This is a genomic window from Mesorhizobium sp. B2-6-4 (genome assembly GCF_006441495.1).
GTDB lineage: Bacteria > Pseudomonadota > Alphaproteobacteria > Rhizobiales > Rhizobiaceae > Mesorhizobium.
Map to the genome: position 1 here is coordinate 16240 of NZ_VFUE01000028.1, position 14039 is coordinate 30278.

At 61.3% G+C, this 14039-nt stretch carries 14 protein-coding genes; 2 read left to right on the forward strand and 12 right to left on the reverse strand.

Translation table 11 applies throughout. The features are described 5' to 3' along the window. Positions 1-10 precede the first annotated feature (10 nt). The 10 genes from FJ426_RS28245 to FJ426_RS28290 form a co-directional block, all read right to left on the reverse strand. On the reverse strand, positions 11-1651 hold the full coding sequence (locus FJ426_RS28245; protein WP_140560675.1) for a methyl-accepting chemotaxis protein: 1641 nt from the start codon (positions 1649-1651) through the stop codon (positions 11-13). 601 nt (positions 1652-2252) lie between these two features. Further along, positions 2253-3647, reverse strand: coding sequence for an amidase (locus FJ426_RS28250; protein ID WP_140560676.1), 1395 nt, complete (start codon positions 3645-3647; stop codon positions 2253-2255). A 100-nt stretch (positions 3648-3747) separates the two neighbouring features. Next, positions 3748-4278 (reverse strand): TIGR02444 family protein, encoded by a 531-nt coding sequence (locus FJ426_RS28255; protein ID WP_181167695.1) that lies wholly within the window; start codon positions 4276-4278, stop codon positions 3748-3750. A gap of 1 nt (position 4279) precedes the next feature. Next, entirely contained in the window at positions 4280-5677 is a 1398-nt protein-coding gene (locus tag FJ426_RS28260; protein ID WP_140560678.1) for an NAD(P)/FAD-dependent oxidoreductase, read from the reverse strand. Next, positions 5674-6054, reverse strand: a complete 381-nt coding sequence (locus FJ426_RS28265) for a (2Fe-2S)-binding protein (protein ID WP_318012637.1) — start codon at positions 6052-6054, stop codon at positions 5674-5676. The genes FJ426_RS28260 and FJ426_RS28265 overlap by 4 nt, the downstream gene beginning before the upstream one ends. Further along, the gene (locus FJ426_RS28270) at positions 5960-7066 is read right to left on the reverse strand and encodes an FAD-dependent oxidoreductase (RefSeq protein WP_140560680.1); all 1107 of its coding nucleotides are present in this window, start codon (positions 7064-7066) and stop codon (positions 5960-5962) included. The genes FJ426_RS28265 and FJ426_RS28270 overlap by 95 nt, the downstream gene beginning before the upstream one ends. A 12-nt stretch (positions 7067-7078) precedes the next feature. Then, on the reverse strand, positions 7079-7837 hold the full coding sequence (locus FJ426_RS28275; protein WP_140560681.1) for an aspartate/glutamate racemase family protein: 759 nt from the start codon (positions 7835-7837) through the stop codon (positions 7079-7081). A 19-nt stretch (positions 7838-7856) separates the two neighbouring features. Beyond that, on the reverse strand, positions 7857-8510 hold the full coding sequence (locus tag FJ426_RS28280) for a UbiX family flavin prenyltransferase (RefSeq protein ID WP_140560682.1): 654 nt from the start codon (positions 8508-8510) through the stop codon (positions 7857-7859). Continuing rightward, positions 8507-9829, reverse strand: a complete 1323-nt coding sequence (locus FJ426_RS28285) for a UbiD family decarboxylase (protein ID WP_140560683.1) — start codon at positions 9827-9829, stop codon at positions 8507-8509. The genes FJ426_RS28280 and FJ426_RS28285 overlap by 4 nt, the downstream gene beginning before the upstream one ends. Continuing rightward, positions 9826-10605 carry a UTRA domain-containing protein gene (locus FJ426_RS28290; RefSeq protein WP_140560684.1) on the reverse strand — a complete coding sequence of 260 codons (780 nt, stop codon included), beginning with the start codon at positions 10603-10605 and terminating at the stop codon, positions 9826-9828. Before FJ426_RS28290 ends, FJ426_RS28285 begins: the two co-directional genes overlap by 4 nt. Before the next feature lie 263 nt (positions 10606-10868). Between FJ426_RS28290 and FJ426_RS28295 the strand changes: the two genes are divergently transcribed. After that, complete coding sequence (locus tag FJ426_RS28295) at positions 10869-11225, forward strand: RidA family protein (protein ID WP_246675624.1); 357 nt, start codon at positions 10869-10871, stop codon at positions 11223-11225. Between the two features lie 115 nt (positions 11226-11340). Next, positions 11341-12636 carry an FAD-binding oxidoreductase gene (locus tag FJ426_RS28300; RefSeq protein WP_140825662.1) on the forward strand — a complete coding sequence of 432 codons (1296 nt, stop codon included), beginning with the start codon at positions 11341-11343 and terminating at the stop codon, positions 12634-12636. A 226-nt stretch (positions 12637-12862) separates the two neighbouring features. Here the strand turns inward: FJ426_RS28300 and FJ426_RS28305 are convergent, their stop codons facing one another. Next, positions 12863-13258, reverse strand: coding sequence for a Rid family hydrolase (locus FJ426_RS28305; RefSeq protein ID WP_140560686.1), 396 nt, complete (start codon positions 13256-13258; stop codon positions 12863-12865). Positions 13259-13420: 162 nt separating this feature from the next. Then, positions 13421-13858 (reverse strand): VOC family protein, encoded by a 438-nt coding sequence (locus FJ426_RS28310; RefSeq protein WP_140560687.1) that lies wholly within the window; start codon positions 13856-13858, stop codon positions 13421-13423. Positions 13859-14039 lie beyond the last annotated feature (181 nt).

Here is a 14039-nt window from a genome sequence, read left to right on the forward strand (position 1 = left end):
TACTGCCAGTTCACTGTGCTCTCAGCTTGAACCTTGAAATGCTACCTCGCATGCTGCCTGAGACTTGATTGAGCTCGTCGATCGCGAGCGTCGATTGCTGAAGGGACTCGACTGTTTGCTGAGCTGCCTCGCTTAGCTGGGTTAGCGTGTCGCTTATCTGTCCCGCGCCGATCGCTTGTGCTTGCATGCCTTCATTGGCGACTTCGAAACGTGGCACCAACCCCTGGACCTGCTGGATGATGTCGAAGAGTTGCCCGCCGACCTGCTGGATTTCGTGCATGCCCCGGCGGACCTGCTCGGAAAACTTGTCCATGCCCATCACACCGGCAGCAACTGCCGACTGGATGTCTTTGACCATCTGCTCGATATCGTAAGTGGAGACGGCCGTCTGGTCCGCAAGCCTTCGGATCTCTGTCGCCACCACTGCAAAGCCCCGGCCATATTGGCCGGCCTTCTCAGCCTCGATGGAAGCGTTGAGCGACAACAGGTTCGTCTGATCGGCCACTTTGGTGATGGTCGTCACCACCTGATTGATGCTGCCAGCTTTCTCGCTGAGGATTGCGAGTTTGGAATTGATCGCACCCGCCGCGTCCATGACCTGCTGCATGGTTCCTTCCATACGGGTCAGCCCCTCTTGCCCTCCGCCGGCGACGGCCGCCGTTTGCTCGGCAACTGTCGAGACCTCGTTCATCGTGCGAACCAGCTCGTTTGAAGTGGCGGAAATTTCCTTGGCTGTCGCGCGGATCTCGGTCGTGGTCGCGGCGATTTCAGTCGCTGTTGCCTGCTGCTGCTTGGAGGTTGCAGCAATCTCAGTTATCGACGTGCCAACCTGTATGCTGGACCTTTGTACCTGACCAATGAGAGTTGTGAGATCGTCTGCCATTGCGTTGAAGCCGTCGGCAAGCACGCTGAATTCGTCCCGGCGCCTCAGATCGAGGCGTTCGCTGAAGTCGCCTTGCCGTATCATTTGAACCGCGTCGACCAAACGTGTGAGCGGAGCTGTGACAGCGCGAAACAGCTGGTAACCCAAAAGAAGGGCTAGCCCGAGGGCTATCAACAAGCCCACGCTCAAACCGACTTCCGCCGTGCTAACGATTGAGCTGATCCGCTGCGTCGCGCTGTTTGCCTCGCCTCTGTGATCCTCGAGCATGGCTTGCAGAGCGGACTGCAATTTCACAAAGATCGGCTCTACCGTGTTCTTGATGACCGGGCTTTCATTGGGAGTTTCACCTTTCGACAAGGCAGCTCGGCTCGTGTCCAGCACAGCAGTTTCCGCCAGCCGAAATTGGTTGGCGAGTTCTTTGACGACTGCGTAATTCTGCTTGTCGATGTCGGAGACGATCGTTGCTTCATACTCGTCCATCAACCGCCGCACTTGGTCGCGATTGGTCGCGATCGTGCTTTCAAGCGTGCTTTTATCCGACGGGTTGTCCTGGAGGGCATATTCCTGAAGCAGGCTATGTGCCTTCATCTGCCCCATCATGATCTCGGTGCTGTGATAGAGGTCTGGAAGGATGCCCTTCTCGACCTCAGTTGCCTCCCGCTCCGCCTGAAGAAACCAGGCGTACGCGATAACGGCGATCACGGACATAACCACCAGAACGGCAGCGAAACTGACGAGGATGCGGTGGCGTATTGTCAGACTCGTCATGGAACCGGTTCACCTATGGGGGCATCGAGGCCTGCGCGAAAAGCGCTCGTTCCGACGTTTCGAAAAGGTGCGTCGAAAAGCAGCAGTCTTATGCAGAATGGTTTCTTTTCCGTTCCATCGCTAATGATGGCGAAGCGGCTCGCCAGTCGGCGCCCCCAATAAGCGTGGTCAAAGGCATGTCTCGCCGTCGACATAGATAAACCCGACATCGGCTGGGGCGGCACGCACCGTCAAGTGGAGCGTGCATGAGCTGCTTGAGGCCAGGAGTTGAATGACTGCTTAGCCCGCTTGATGCCGAAAGCCGACCTCTCGCTTGCGTCCCCTAATTTCACCTTGAATCCAACGCAAAGTAAAAAAGGGCCGAGCTGAGACACATATGGTGTGCACGCCGAGCGGACTTTGCGCTGCCGCCCGAGAAGAAGAGCCCGACGGCGTTGTGCCGGGGGGCTCGGATGCCTGCAGGGTCAGGTCAAAGGCCAAAGATCTTTTGGACCGCAACAACCTGGCGGGAGCAACATATAGACCCGGTAATCATACCCTGATTTACTGTCCCCACCCGATATTTTGAACGAGCCCAAAAAAAGCGGGCAAGAACAGCCGGTCACGAGCGAGCGAAGCCTGAGAGGTCGGGGGAGGGCGAGCGTCCCAGTACTGATTCGAACGTACAGGCGAGGGAGAGGAGCAGTTCGTCTGCTCTGCCAGGACAGATCAGTTGCAAACCTGTAGGCAATGTCGACGGAGCATGGGGGAGCGGCAGGCTCGCCGCGCAGAGGCCGAGGACATTTGCCGATCGAGTAGGGCCGGCGCAGGCGTCCAGAAGAGCGGCGGATGCTGACAGAGACGTAAAATCTCCCGGAAATGCCGGCGGCAGCTTCCATTTCACCGGTCCGACCCAGGCATCGATTCCGTTGAACCAGGCAGTGTTGAGCTGGACAAGTTCCTGCTGCCGCCGACGCGCACTCGCATACGAGGTCTGCGTGATGTCGAACCCGGCGGCGATGCTGGCGGCAATGTCTGGGTTCATCAAAGCGCTCGTGCGGTGGAACCGCTCGCGGCCGAACGAGGTGACCATTTCGGCTAGGCTGATGGTGCGGAAGAGCGGATCGATCTCGGCGAGTTCCGGAATGTCCATTTCCACAATCGTGACGCCGGCGGCTGCAAGCGTCGACAAGGCGCCTTCCAGCCGAGCCGCCACATGACGGTCCAGAAGGTCGCCGAAAAGGGCCCGAGGTCGGCCGAGCTTTACTCCTCTGATCGTTGCCGCCGGAGGCACGGGAGTGCCGCAAAGAGCGGCCCAAACGATGGCGGCGTCCTCGGCCGAACGAGTTAGCGGGCCGATAGTGTCGAGCGTCGCCGAGACCGGGAAGCTGCCATCCGTCGGCCAGATGTTCGCCGTCGGCTTCAGACCGAACACGCCGCAGAACGCAGCCGGGCCGCGGATCGAGCCGCCGGTGTCGGTGCCAATGGCAAAACCGCAAAGGCCCGCAGCCACGGCGGCCGCCGACCCGCTGGAAGAGCCGGCGGTCAGTCGAAATACAGCGGCATCCCATGGATTGCGCGGTGTACCCCGCCGATAATTGGTACCTGTGCCGCTCATCGCGAACTCGACGGCCTTGGTCTTGCCAATAATGACGCAGCCGGCGGCGGCAAGGCTGCGCATGAAACCGCCCGGGCCGCCGATCAGGTCCGAGACATCGACATCCGAGCCGGCCGTTGTCGGCATTCCTTCAACGGCGATGATGTCCTTGATCGCGATGGGAACACCCATCAAGGGGCCGAAATCAACGCCGCCGGCGAGTGCCTCGTCGACGAGTTTGGCGGCTCGCAACGCGGCTGATGCCGCCACGTGTTCATAGGTTTGCAGCTGGCGATCGTAGGCGGCGATCCGCGCCAAGTAGGCCTCAGTCGCGGCAACGGCCGTCGTCTCGCCGGCCCGCATCCGGCGACCGAAGCCACGGATGCCACCGGGATCGAGCGGGTCGGCCGGAATGGTCATCGGAATTCAACCTCCTGCAACCACACGCCCGTAATCACGTCCAAAACGCCCTCGGGCGATGCGCTAAGTTCACACGCCCGGCACCGCGTGCTCGCGGCGTCTAGGGAGCGGCTGCTGCTCGTGTAGGGGCGTCTTGGCCGGTCTGCGCCACCGCTATGATGTGCGCCAGTGCTTTTTCGACCATGCCGTTGTGGCTGCGTTCGGCAATCAGCCTCGACAGGGTCGCTACCGGCGGTGGGCCGCCACCGGTCGCATTCTCCAGCCAATTTGCGGCGAAATCGATCTGCAGCCGCTCCGCCGTCAACTCGGCTTTTTTGATCTGGGCGCGCAGCTGTTCTTTCGCATTGTCGGCGATATCCTCGCGTGGCGACTTCAATGTTCGGCGAAGCGCGCGCAGCGGAAGCACTACGTCTTCACGCCAGCTTGACATTGCGGCCCGCAGCGCTGCGATCTCATCGCTTGAAAGGGACTTGCCCAAAGCTATGTCGGCATAGATGAGCATCAGCATTTCCACCACGTCCAGACCTGCCTCGTCCTGCAGGACGAGGCAGGCTTCGGAAACGCCCTCGCGCCCATAGAAGTCAATCAGGAATGCCCATGCGGCGTCTGCGGGAGAGGACTGTTCGTTCAAGTCAATCCTCCTCGTATTGGGTGGCCAGTTCGCCGATCGAGACTGGTTTCAGGGGGGGGCGGATACGGTAATATCCCGTTGCGTCGGGAGTCTGGCCGGTTTCGTGCGCGACGATGGCGCTGACCGTCGGACCACACATACGGCCCTGGCAAGGACCCATGCCGCAACGCAGGAACGCCTTGGCCTGGTTCGGGCCGAGACAGCCCCGCCGGACGATGTCGCGAATGGCTCCGGCACGAATAGCCTCGCAACGACATACGACCACGTCGTCCGCCGGAACGAGCACTTCATTGCGCGGACGATAGAGCCGGTCGAGGAAAGGCCTGATCGTCAGGTGGGCGTCAAGGGCCTGCTGCGCGACGGCCTTTCGGCTTTCCAATTCGGTATCGGAAATCTTATCGAGACCCTTGAGGATCGCAAGCGCGCACAACGCGCCGGTATGGGCGCTTGCCATCGCGCCCACGATGCCGCCGCCGTCGCCGGCGATGAAGACGCCCGAAATGGAGGTTTCCCGCATCGGGTCGAGGATCGGGAGGAAGCACTGTTGCTCTTCATCCCATCGATGGGCACAGCCGATGGATCGGGCTATCTGCTGGCTCGGTATCACGCCCTCGTGCAGGGCAACCAGATCGAGGTCGATGCGTATGGTGCCCGTTCGGGTCCGGAAGCTGGCGGCGACAGCGCGCTCGGCGCCCTCGATGCGCAGCTTGGAAACGCCGCGATAGATTTTCACGCCGCGTCGGTGCAACGCGGCCATCAATCCCAGGCCTTTCCAAAGGTAACCCAAACCGTGGCCGCAAACGGCTTTCGGCAAATGCCGCAGTGCGGGTATGAGATTGGTCCGCTTGGCGGTGTCGAGAAGCACGAGGTCGGAAACGCCGGCTTCAAGGCACTGGGCCGCGAACAGGTAGACGAGAGGACCGCAGCCGGCCAGCACGAGGCGCCCGGAAGGGCGAAGCCCCGCATCCTTGAGCATGATCTGCAAGGCGCCGACCGTCAGGACGCCGGGCAGCGTCCAGCCAGGCACCGGAACCGGCCGCTCCATCGCGCCCGAGGCAATGACGAGGGCCTTTGCCTGCAACTGCTCGACCTTGCCGTCGGCCTTCGTCCAGACCGTGCCGTCGGCATCGATGCGCCAGGCGCTCGTGTTGAAACGCAACTCCGCGGCGCTGGCGCGCATCCTGGCCGTCAGCGCAGCGCCGTCCGCATAGTCGGAGCCGAGCACTGCGGAAAGTCTCGCACTGTCCGTGTTGCGTTCGACGGCGCGGTAGATCTGTCCGCCGGGCGCGGGTTGTTCGTCGATGACGAGTGTGCGGGCACCGCCTTCGGACAGTGTTGCGGCAGCCGTCATTCCGGCAGGTCCGGCTCCGATCACGATAGCGTCCCAAAGGCCGTTCATCCGAGCGTCCTCGCACCGTGCTGGCGCCTGATGATCATCCCGGGGCGGGCCCTTGTCAGGCAGGATTGCTGATTCTGCTTGCCGTCGATTTCGACCAGGCACTCAAAGCACACGCCCATCATGCAATAGGGTGCGCGCGGGCTTTCGTCGACAGGGCTTCCTCTCAATGGTGAAACTCCGGCCGCCAGCAGCGCCGCAGCGACACTGTCGCCAGACTGGAAGGGAACCTGGGAGCCCTCAAAGTCGAGGACGTTGGCGCCCGGAGGCAGTGCGGAACTACACTCAACTCTGGTGAACATCGAACCTGCCGCCTGTGAAGCTCGAAAGATGTTGCGGTAGCCGGCCTTTCGCCAGCGCCGGACCGATTTCCAGCGCATGCACGCTGGCGAGGGTGACGCCGCTGTGGCAGGTGACCGCAAAGGCGCCCGGAAAACGAGCGGATTCCTCGTAAATGGGGAGGCCGTCAGGCGTCATGACGCGCAACGAACCCCAACTGCGCACCACCGTGGCCTCAGCCAGCGCGGGAAAAACGCGGGCTGCCGTCCTGCAAAGCGCGGCCGCGGTAATCACGTCTGTTCCGTCGTCGAAACCTCGACCTTCATGGCTGCTGCCAAGCAGGACCGTGCCCTCAACCGATTGCCGGATGCAGTTGGTGGCATAGGGCAGGAATGGCTTAATCCGTTCGGTGACGACAATCTGTCCCCGCTCGGGCTTCACCGGCATTGAAAGCCCCACATGCCCGGCGAGGTTGGCCGCGCCCAGACCAGCGGCCAGGGCGATCCGCCTGCCGGTAACGCAGCCAGTGCGGCTGACTGCCTTGAACCCGTCCTTTTCCGTGGCGATGTTCTCGACCCGGAACCCGGGGCGGTAGCTGCCGCCGGCGTCCTGCAGCCCTCCCTGCAGCGCGCGTAGCAGATACAGAGGATTGACGTGGCCATCGAGCGAGGAAAACGAAGCGCCAACCACGTCATCACCGATACCGGGCAGCATAGCCCGCAAGTCGGCGCGGTCGAGGATGGATATGTCGATGTCGCCGCCATCGGCCCGTGTGCGGGCGATGACATCGCGGCGCTTGTCTAGTTCCGCCTCGCTAAAGCAGAATTGCAGCCCTCCAGGTTGCCGCCACCCGATGTCGAAGGAAACGGCGTTGCTCAACTTTGCGGCAAATCCCGGCCACATTCGGCCTGCGTGCAGTGACCATTGCATATAGTGTGGGGTGCCGACGCCCTTTCCCTGGAGCCAGACAAGGCCGAAGTTGCCACGAGCGGCGCGATGGGCCTGGTCGCCTTCGTCGAGCAGGACGACGTTGGCTCCGGCAGTCTGCGCGCCCCATGCAAGGGCCGCCCCGACGAGGCCGCCCCCCACGACGATCAGGTCGAACACCTCCATCGCTACTGCACTTCACGAGGTTTCCGGGTGGAAACCGCGAGGCCTCAAGCCTGCGTGAAGCCACTCGACCAGCGACACGACATCGTAGACAGGTACGCCAAAGGCCTTCTCGATTGCCTGCGAATAGGGAGGAAGATTGGCGCATTCGCTGACCAGGGCGCCTATCGACGGCGTTTCGGCGAGCATGCGCTCCACGGTCTCCAGAGCGTCGCGTTCCTGTGCCGCGTAGGAGACCCGGGAGGCGTTGTTGCGCATATTGGCGCGGATCGGCCCGTCAAAGGCGAGTTCGCCGAGCGGAAGGCCGACAGGAGCCCCGATATTTGTGAAATGCTTGTCTGTAATGGCCTTGCGGTCCGAAACGATGACGCCGACAGTCTTGTCCGCCGGCAACGTCTGCAGCACGAGCGGGATTTGCATCAGACTGGATGAGGCTACCGGCACCCGGCTGTAGGCGCGCAATTGCGGATGCACCACCGCCAGGAACCCGCAACTGGTGGCGATGCCGTCCACGCACAGTTGGGTCAACCGGTCTATCGCATCGTAAAAAGCCGGCAAGACCTTTTCGGGAGCGCCTTCGATCACATCCTGTGGGCGTACTCCGGTGACAACATGATACTGTACCGGAAAACGCCAAGTCAGGGCATTAGCGACATCGCCGGGAAGGCGCTCGAACCCCGTGTCGAGCACGATAATGCCAACATGCGCGCCGTGGACTGGACGGTGGCTGTGCGGGCGATCAGCGGTTTGCAGGACGTTAATAACAGGTTGCATTGGTAAGGACTCTGCTGGGTCAGGAGGCGTCGTCGGCGGGCTTCGGACAGGCTTCGCGGTCGACGCTCATTCCCTCCCACCGCGCCACCTTGCCGCTGTCGATGCCGAAGAGGTCGAGCGCGCGGCCGACGCTGTGGTCCACCATCTCTTCGAGCGAGCGCGGCTTGGCGTAGAAAGCAGGCACAGGCGGCATGAGGATCGCCCCCATTTCGGCGAGCGCGGTCATTGTCCGAAGGTGCCCGAGATGCAGCGGAGTCTCGCGAAGCATCAGAACGAGCTTGCGGTGTTCCTTCAACACGACGTCCGCGGCGCGGCTCATGAGGCTAGAGGTGACGCCGGAGGCGATCTCGGACATCGTCCTGACGGAGCAAGGTGCGATCAGCATGCCGAGCGTCCGGAAGGATCCGCTGGAAATCGAGGCGCCGATGTTTTGAACATTGTGGAAGACGCTGGCCCGTTCGGCGATCTCCGCAGGACGCATGCCGAGTTCCTGGGAAAGCGTCAGATGCGCCGACCGCGTCACTATCAGATGGGTCTCGATGCCAGCGGCCCTGAGCTGGTCGAGCGCCCTGACGCCATAGACGGCGCCGGAGGCGCCGCTGATGCCGACGATGATGCGCGGAGGCTGTGGCCCGCCCCCGCCGCCCTGCCAGAGTGAAGCCGATCCGCTCACGCGTTTTCGAACCAGTCCGCAAGGTCGACCTTGTCGGCAAGGCGGATCTTCTTGCGTTCGAATTCGGCCTTGCGGTGGAACGGCTTGGTGGCGTCGACGAGCAGGCGCCCCCAATGATCCTTGGCTTCGTCGCGATAGAAGGAAGGCGTATCGGGAATGATGATCATGTCCTTGTCGGGACGGCAACGGGTCAGGGTCGCCCACATCACGTCGTCCATGCTGTAGATGTCCACATCCTCATCGACGACGGTGACCACCTTGGCCCAGATCGGCTCGGCGCCGATGGTGGCGAGCATCACCTGGCGGGCGTGCCCCTCGAACTGCTGGTCGACCTTGATCACGGCATGATTGACAAAGGGCTGGCAGGTGACGTCGAGAATGCCGGGTAGCGCCGCGCTCAACCGCTGGAAGATGTTGGCGGACACCGACAGTTCCAGCGTCAGCACCTCCTCGGCCGAACCGCACAGTATGCTGTGGAACATGGCGTCGCGCCGCACGGTGACCCCCAAAACCTCGAACACCGCATTTGGGCCTTCAGGGACGTAGTAACCCATGAATTCGCCGAACGGGCCCTCAGGCCGGCGTTCGTTTGGCAGGAAGCGGCCCTCGATGACGATCTCGGTGTCGGCTGGAACCTCGAGGTCGATATACTTGCACTTGCGCATGGCGATGGGGCTGCCCTTCAGCCGCGCCGCGACCTCAAGCTCGTCCACGTCATAGGGCAGCGGAGCCGCGGCGGTGAGGAAGGATGTCGCCGGTGCGCCGATCAGCATCGCCGCCTCCAGCGGCTTGCCCATCTTCTCGGCCTTTTCATGATAGATGGTGAGGTGATGGCGCGGCGCCAGGCGGCAGCGCAACTCGCTGTCGCTCACATACATCGAACGGTGATAGGACAGATTGCCGACCCCCGTTTCGGGATCCTTGGCAATGAACATGGCCGAGGTGAAATAGGGCGCGGCATCGCGATCGGAGTAGGTGATGAGTGGCAGTTCAGACAGCTTGCATTCGGTCAGTTCCGGGTCCTCGACGCTGACGAAGGGTTCGCCAACGCTTGTCGAGCCGAGATTGGCAAGATTGCTCCACTGACGACAGAAATCGGTGGAATCGATGCCGATCACCTCCGCCAGGCGCTCCCGCGAGCCATAGACGTTGGTAACGACCGGAAAGCGTGTGCCCTTGACGTTGTTGAAAAGGATCGGCTTGCCCCAGCGCTTCTGGGCCACATGGGTGACAGCCGCCAGTTCGTGGAACGGATCGATCTCCTTGTCCACAACAAGCAGGTCGCCGCGTTCACGCAAGCGGGCAACGTAGTCTCTCATCGGATTCTCCTGGATGCCGGGGCACTTCGCTGTTGCATAGTGCCGCCGCGGCTCGGTGTGGCTTCATGTGAACTGCGCAACCGGTAACGGTCGCCCGGATAGAGGAAGCGGCTGCGGGTGACGGGCACGCCTTCGCGCCATGTGCGGCGATCGAGCAGAAGGCAAGGCTGGTTGCCGTCGATCTCAAGGGCCCGCCTGCTTTCTTCGTCGGCCCGGATGGCCCGGATCGTATTGTCGACATAGGTGACTTCGGTTTCCCGCAGGAGGTAGGCGTGAGGCGTAATGCGGGTGAAGTCCTGCTTCAGATAGCCGGGGGCCTCCGCCGGGTTGACGAAGCGATCCTCGATCTGGATGGGCGTTCCATCCTCCTTGTGAAGCAGGCGTGAGTGGCAGACCGGCCCTTCATAGGGCAGGGGCAGCATGCCGGCGAACGGACTTTCGGGGGGCACAAAGCCCAGAAAGAGCACTTCGCTGGTATGCACGCCGCCACTGAGGGCGATTTCCTCCGAGACGTCGGGCAGATCGAATATGGCGCACTGCATCCGGGGGCCGACGACGAAAGTGCCGCGACCCTGGATTCGAACCAGCATGCCTTCTGACTGAAGTTCCCGCAGGGCCCGGCGCACTGTCAGGGAAGAGGCGCCGAATTCCTCGGCGAGCAGTTCCTCGGAAGGCACGCGGAAATCGGCAGGCCATTCGTCGCCGCGTATGCGCTTTTCAATGGCCGACTTGATCTGCCCGTAGAGGGGTTGCGAGTTTTGAAGTTCGTTCGCCATTCCAGCCCCGTTGTAATATCATATGTTACGTCAATTGATACGACGATTTCGGCTGGATTGTCCAGCGTCATTTGGTTCGCTTTGATCATAGCGAGTCTGGAATCGGCGGCAATTCGCGGGAAATTGCGAAATCTGAGACCAGTTGGGAAACGACGGTCTGTTAAGCCGCGAATCCTAACCGCTTGACAAAGGCTATGCGTCACTTATCCTATCATATAGTTTCTAATGTAATATATAAATCTCTTGGTGCGGGAAGTATTGGAATGAGCAGCGGGATCGTTCGACATAGCGAGAACAATCGCATGAGTCTTGCCGTGGAGGCGGGTGGCTTCGTTTTTCTGGCTGGCCTTACCGCGGTGGAGACGCGCGGCGCTACCGTGGCCGCGCAGACAAAAGAGATCCTCCAGAGGATCGACCATCATCTCGCTGAAGCAGACAGCAGCAAAGCGAATCTCGTCAGCGCGCAGATTTGGTTGACGGACAGCGCTACGTTCAACGAATTCAATACCGTTTGGGAAGAATGGGTCGCCGATGTCGGCAAGCCCGTTCGCGCCTGCGTGGAGTCGCGGTTGGCTGATCCTGCTCTTAACGTGGAAATCATGGTCACGGCTTGGCGGTGAGCGGCCAGTCATTGTTGATAGACGGGACGTCTTCGCGCGGCAAGCCTGCCAAGGTTCTCGATGATCCCGCGTGGAGCGATAAGACTTTCTCTGCGGAACACGGCAACGCGGCGGCATGATGGAAGCGATATCCAAACGCGACTGGGACGTGATCATTATCGGCGGGGGCGTTGTCGGATGCTCCGCGGCATATTATGCCGCCAAGAATGGAATGCGTGTCCTGCTAGTGGAGCGAGACGCACCGGGATCAGCGCAATCTGGCCGCAACCTCGGCTTTGTCCGTCAGCAGAATCGCGACTTTCGAGAGCTTCCACTGATGATCGGCGCCCTGTCGATGTGGAAAGAAATCGAAGCGGAACTGGGGCGCCGGGTGGGATGGCAGCAAGGCGGGAACCTGTCTCTGGCGTTCAGCGAGGCTGATCTTGTTTCCCGGCGTGCCTGGCAAAAGCGGGCGGCCGAAGAGTTTGGGCTCGACACGCGGATGCTGTCGGCAACGGAAACCCACGCGCTGGTACCTCAACTGGCAACTGATTGCGGCGTGGTCGGAGCGATGTACACGCCCAGTGACGGGAAGGCCGAGCCTGCCCGAGCGACCCGGGCGTTTTTTGATGCGGCGCTCGGAGCCGGAGCGGCATTCGCTTTCGGTGAGTCGGTCACTCGCATAGAAACCGGCGCCGGGAAAATCTCCGGTGTCCGGATCCGCGGTCGGCTTTACCGCGCGGGCACGGTAATCGTCGCCGCGGGAGCCGGGAGTGCCGCCCTGTTGAGGAAGGCAGGACTGGATCTGCCTCAGGAGTTCGTCCGGGCGACGGTCGCAAGAACGGTTGCGAGGCCCGAATCGCGCATAGCGGCCTGCGTCTCGGGTCAACATACCGGCATCCGGCAGGATCTGAACGGGGCCTATTTGATATCCGTCGCCGGAGGTGAATACGACCTGCGGCTGGATTCCTGGCGGCATATGCGATGGTACGAGGCCACACGAAAGTCCAATCCCGATGCGGCACGCATAGATTATCTTGCGCCGATCAAGCGGTTTTTTCCGTTGCGGACACACTTGCCGGTCGCCGACTTTCCGCCCAGCCGCGACAACCCGCGTCCGGAACTCTTTCGCGTGGAGCTGGCGAGTCGTGAGTTTTCTCGGCTCTTGCCGACATTGGCCTCTCTGGAGATCGAGACCTTTTGGGCGGGGATCATCGACACAATGCCGGATGTCATTCCGGTTCTGGGCCCAATTGAAGGCATATCGGGCATGCTTGTCGGAACAGGGTTCAGCGGTCATGGCTTTGGCCCGGGTCCGATGGCCGGAAAGGTTCTCTCGGACCTCGCCGCGGGCCGGCGATCGCCCGTTGACATTTCGGCCTTGTCACCAATGCGCTTCGCAAAAAGTTGGACCTCGCCGAAGGCAGGATGAATACTGCGGAATAGGTTATCTCGCAGTAGGGACCGTCTTGCCGCAACTCGTCGCGGACTCGCGCTTAACCGGATCTTGGTCTCGATCTTGATGGCAGGCGCTTCAGCCGCTTCAAGGTGCGCAACTGCCAATCCGCAGGCCGGCCGGGAAAGACTAAAAAGGCGGCCGCGAGGAGGGGGAGCCATACAGCCCGGAAGCAGAGCGGTCCAACTCCGGGATTGTCCGTTCACCCCAGGATTACCGAGTCGGATCTGGACGCGGTGATCTCAATCTCGACCCGGGCACCGGAAGCAGGAATCTGGCAGATGAGAAAGGTGCTTGTTGGTCTGATGTCGCCGAAGACCTCACCAAGAACCGGTACGACGGCCGATGCCGCCTCGGCGTCCGTAACGAAGACGCGGCTAACCACAGCATCGGCCAAGCTCGATCCCGCCTGGCGAAGGGTATCGTTGATCGACGACAGGGCATTTCGTGCCTGCTGGGCTGGATCCTCGGGAAACTCGTTTGTGACTGGATCGCGTCCAGTAGTGCCCGAAACGTAGATGATCCTACCATCGATGGCGGCTTTGGCGTAACCGGCTATGGCTTCGGACGAGGCCCCGGAAAAGATTCGATTGCGCATGAAAGTTCCAGCCTCAAGTTAAGTGATGCTGCCGATGGGTAGGGTAGGCCCGGTATTCCTGCGCATCACAGAAAAGGGACATGGCACTTGCGCGGCCCGACAGGGCATCCAAAGTCAGATCGGCCCAGCCGGGTTGCGCATAGTTGCCTTTACTCGATCGATTCACCAAGCACCGGCATTGGGCATTGAGGCCCAAGGCTCCCCCGGCGGCAACGGTGTACCTCGCTGCATCAGTTCGATTGAAATGAGGTCGGGCGATCGGACAAACGCCATGCGACCATCTCGCGGTGGTCGGCTCAGCGTAACGCCGCCCTTCACCAGCCGCTCGCAGACTGCGTAGATGTCGTCCACTTCGAGGCCCAGGTGCCCGAAATTCCGGGCCGATCCATAGTCCTCGATATCCCAATTGTAGGTGAGCTCGATCTGCGGCGCGCTGCCTCCGAGAATCTCGATATCGTTGGGAGCACAGAGGAAGACCAAGGTGTAGCGGCCTTTTTCATTTTCCGTGCGCTTCACTTCGACAAGCCCGAGCTTGTGCACGTAAAAGTCCAAAGCAGCATCCAGATCGCGCACTCGCACCATGCTGTGGTTGAACTTCATCTCATCCTCCGCAGTTAATCGAACTGGGACAGTGCTATACGTTTCAGCAGCCAATTTCCATATCAATAAACGTCAATAATGATATTTTTGATCTGCGCTGCCCACTCGGTCCGCTTTACGGCGCGCATATTGCCAATTCTGCTGTTTTTGCCCGTCCTTGCAAGGGCTTGAGCTTCTCGGG

What these genes read in the sequence shown, in the direction of transcription:
- FJ426_RS28250 (WP_140560676.1), bottom strand. Translation starts at nt 3,647, where the DNA reads ATGACCATTCCGGCCGACCCGCTCGATCCCGGTGGCATCCGTGGCTTC.
- FJ426_RS28265 (WP_318012637.1), bottom strand. Translation starts at nt 6,054, where the DNA reads ATGCGCTGGAAATCGGTCCGGCGCTGGCGAAAGGCCGGCTACCGCAAC.
- FJ426_RS28285 (WP_140560683.1), bottom strand. Translation starts at nt 9,829, where the DNA reads ATGAGAGACTACGTTGCCCGCTTGCGTGAACGCGGCGACCTGCTTGTT.
- FJ426_RS28270 (WP_140560680.1), bottom strand. Translation starts at nt 7,066, where the DNA reads ATGGAGGTGTTCGACCTGATCGTCGTGGGGGGCGGCCTCGTCGGGGCG.
- FJ426_RS28245 (WP_140560675.1), bottom strand. Translation starts at nt 1,651, where the DNA reads ATGACGAGTCTGACAATACGCCACCGCATCCTCGTCAGTTTCGCTGCC.
- FJ426_RS28305 (WP_140560686.1), bottom strand. Translation starts at nt 13,258, where the DNA reads ATGCGCAATCGAATCTTTTCCGGGGCCTCGTCCGAAGCCATAGCCGGT.
- FJ426_RS28290 (WP_140560684.1), bottom strand. Translation starts at nt 10,605, where the DNA reads ATGGCGAACGAACTTCAAAACTCGCAACCCCTCTACGGGCAGATCAAG.
- FJ426_RS28260 (WP_140560678.1), bottom strand. Translation starts at nt 5,677, where the DNA reads ATGAACGGCCTTTGGGACGCTATCGTGATCGGAGCCGGACCTGCCGGA.
- FJ426_RS28310 (WP_140560687.1), bottom strand. Translation starts at nt 13,858, where the DNA reads ATGAAGTTCAACCACAGCATGGTGCGAGTGCGCGATCTGGATGCTGCT.
- FJ426_RS28275 (WP_140560681.1), bottom strand. Translation starts at nt 7,837, where the DNA reads ATGCAACCTGTTATTAACGTCCTGCAAACCGCTGATCGCCCGCACAGC.
- FJ426_RS28300 (WP_140825662.1), top strand. Translation starts at nt 11,341, where the DNA reads ATGATGGAAGCGATATCCAAACGCGACTGGGACGTGATCATTATCGGC.
- FJ426_RS28295 (WP_246675624.1), top strand. Translation starts at nt 10,869, where the DNA reads ATGAGCAGCGGGATCGTTCGACATAGCGAGAACAATCGCATGAGTCTT.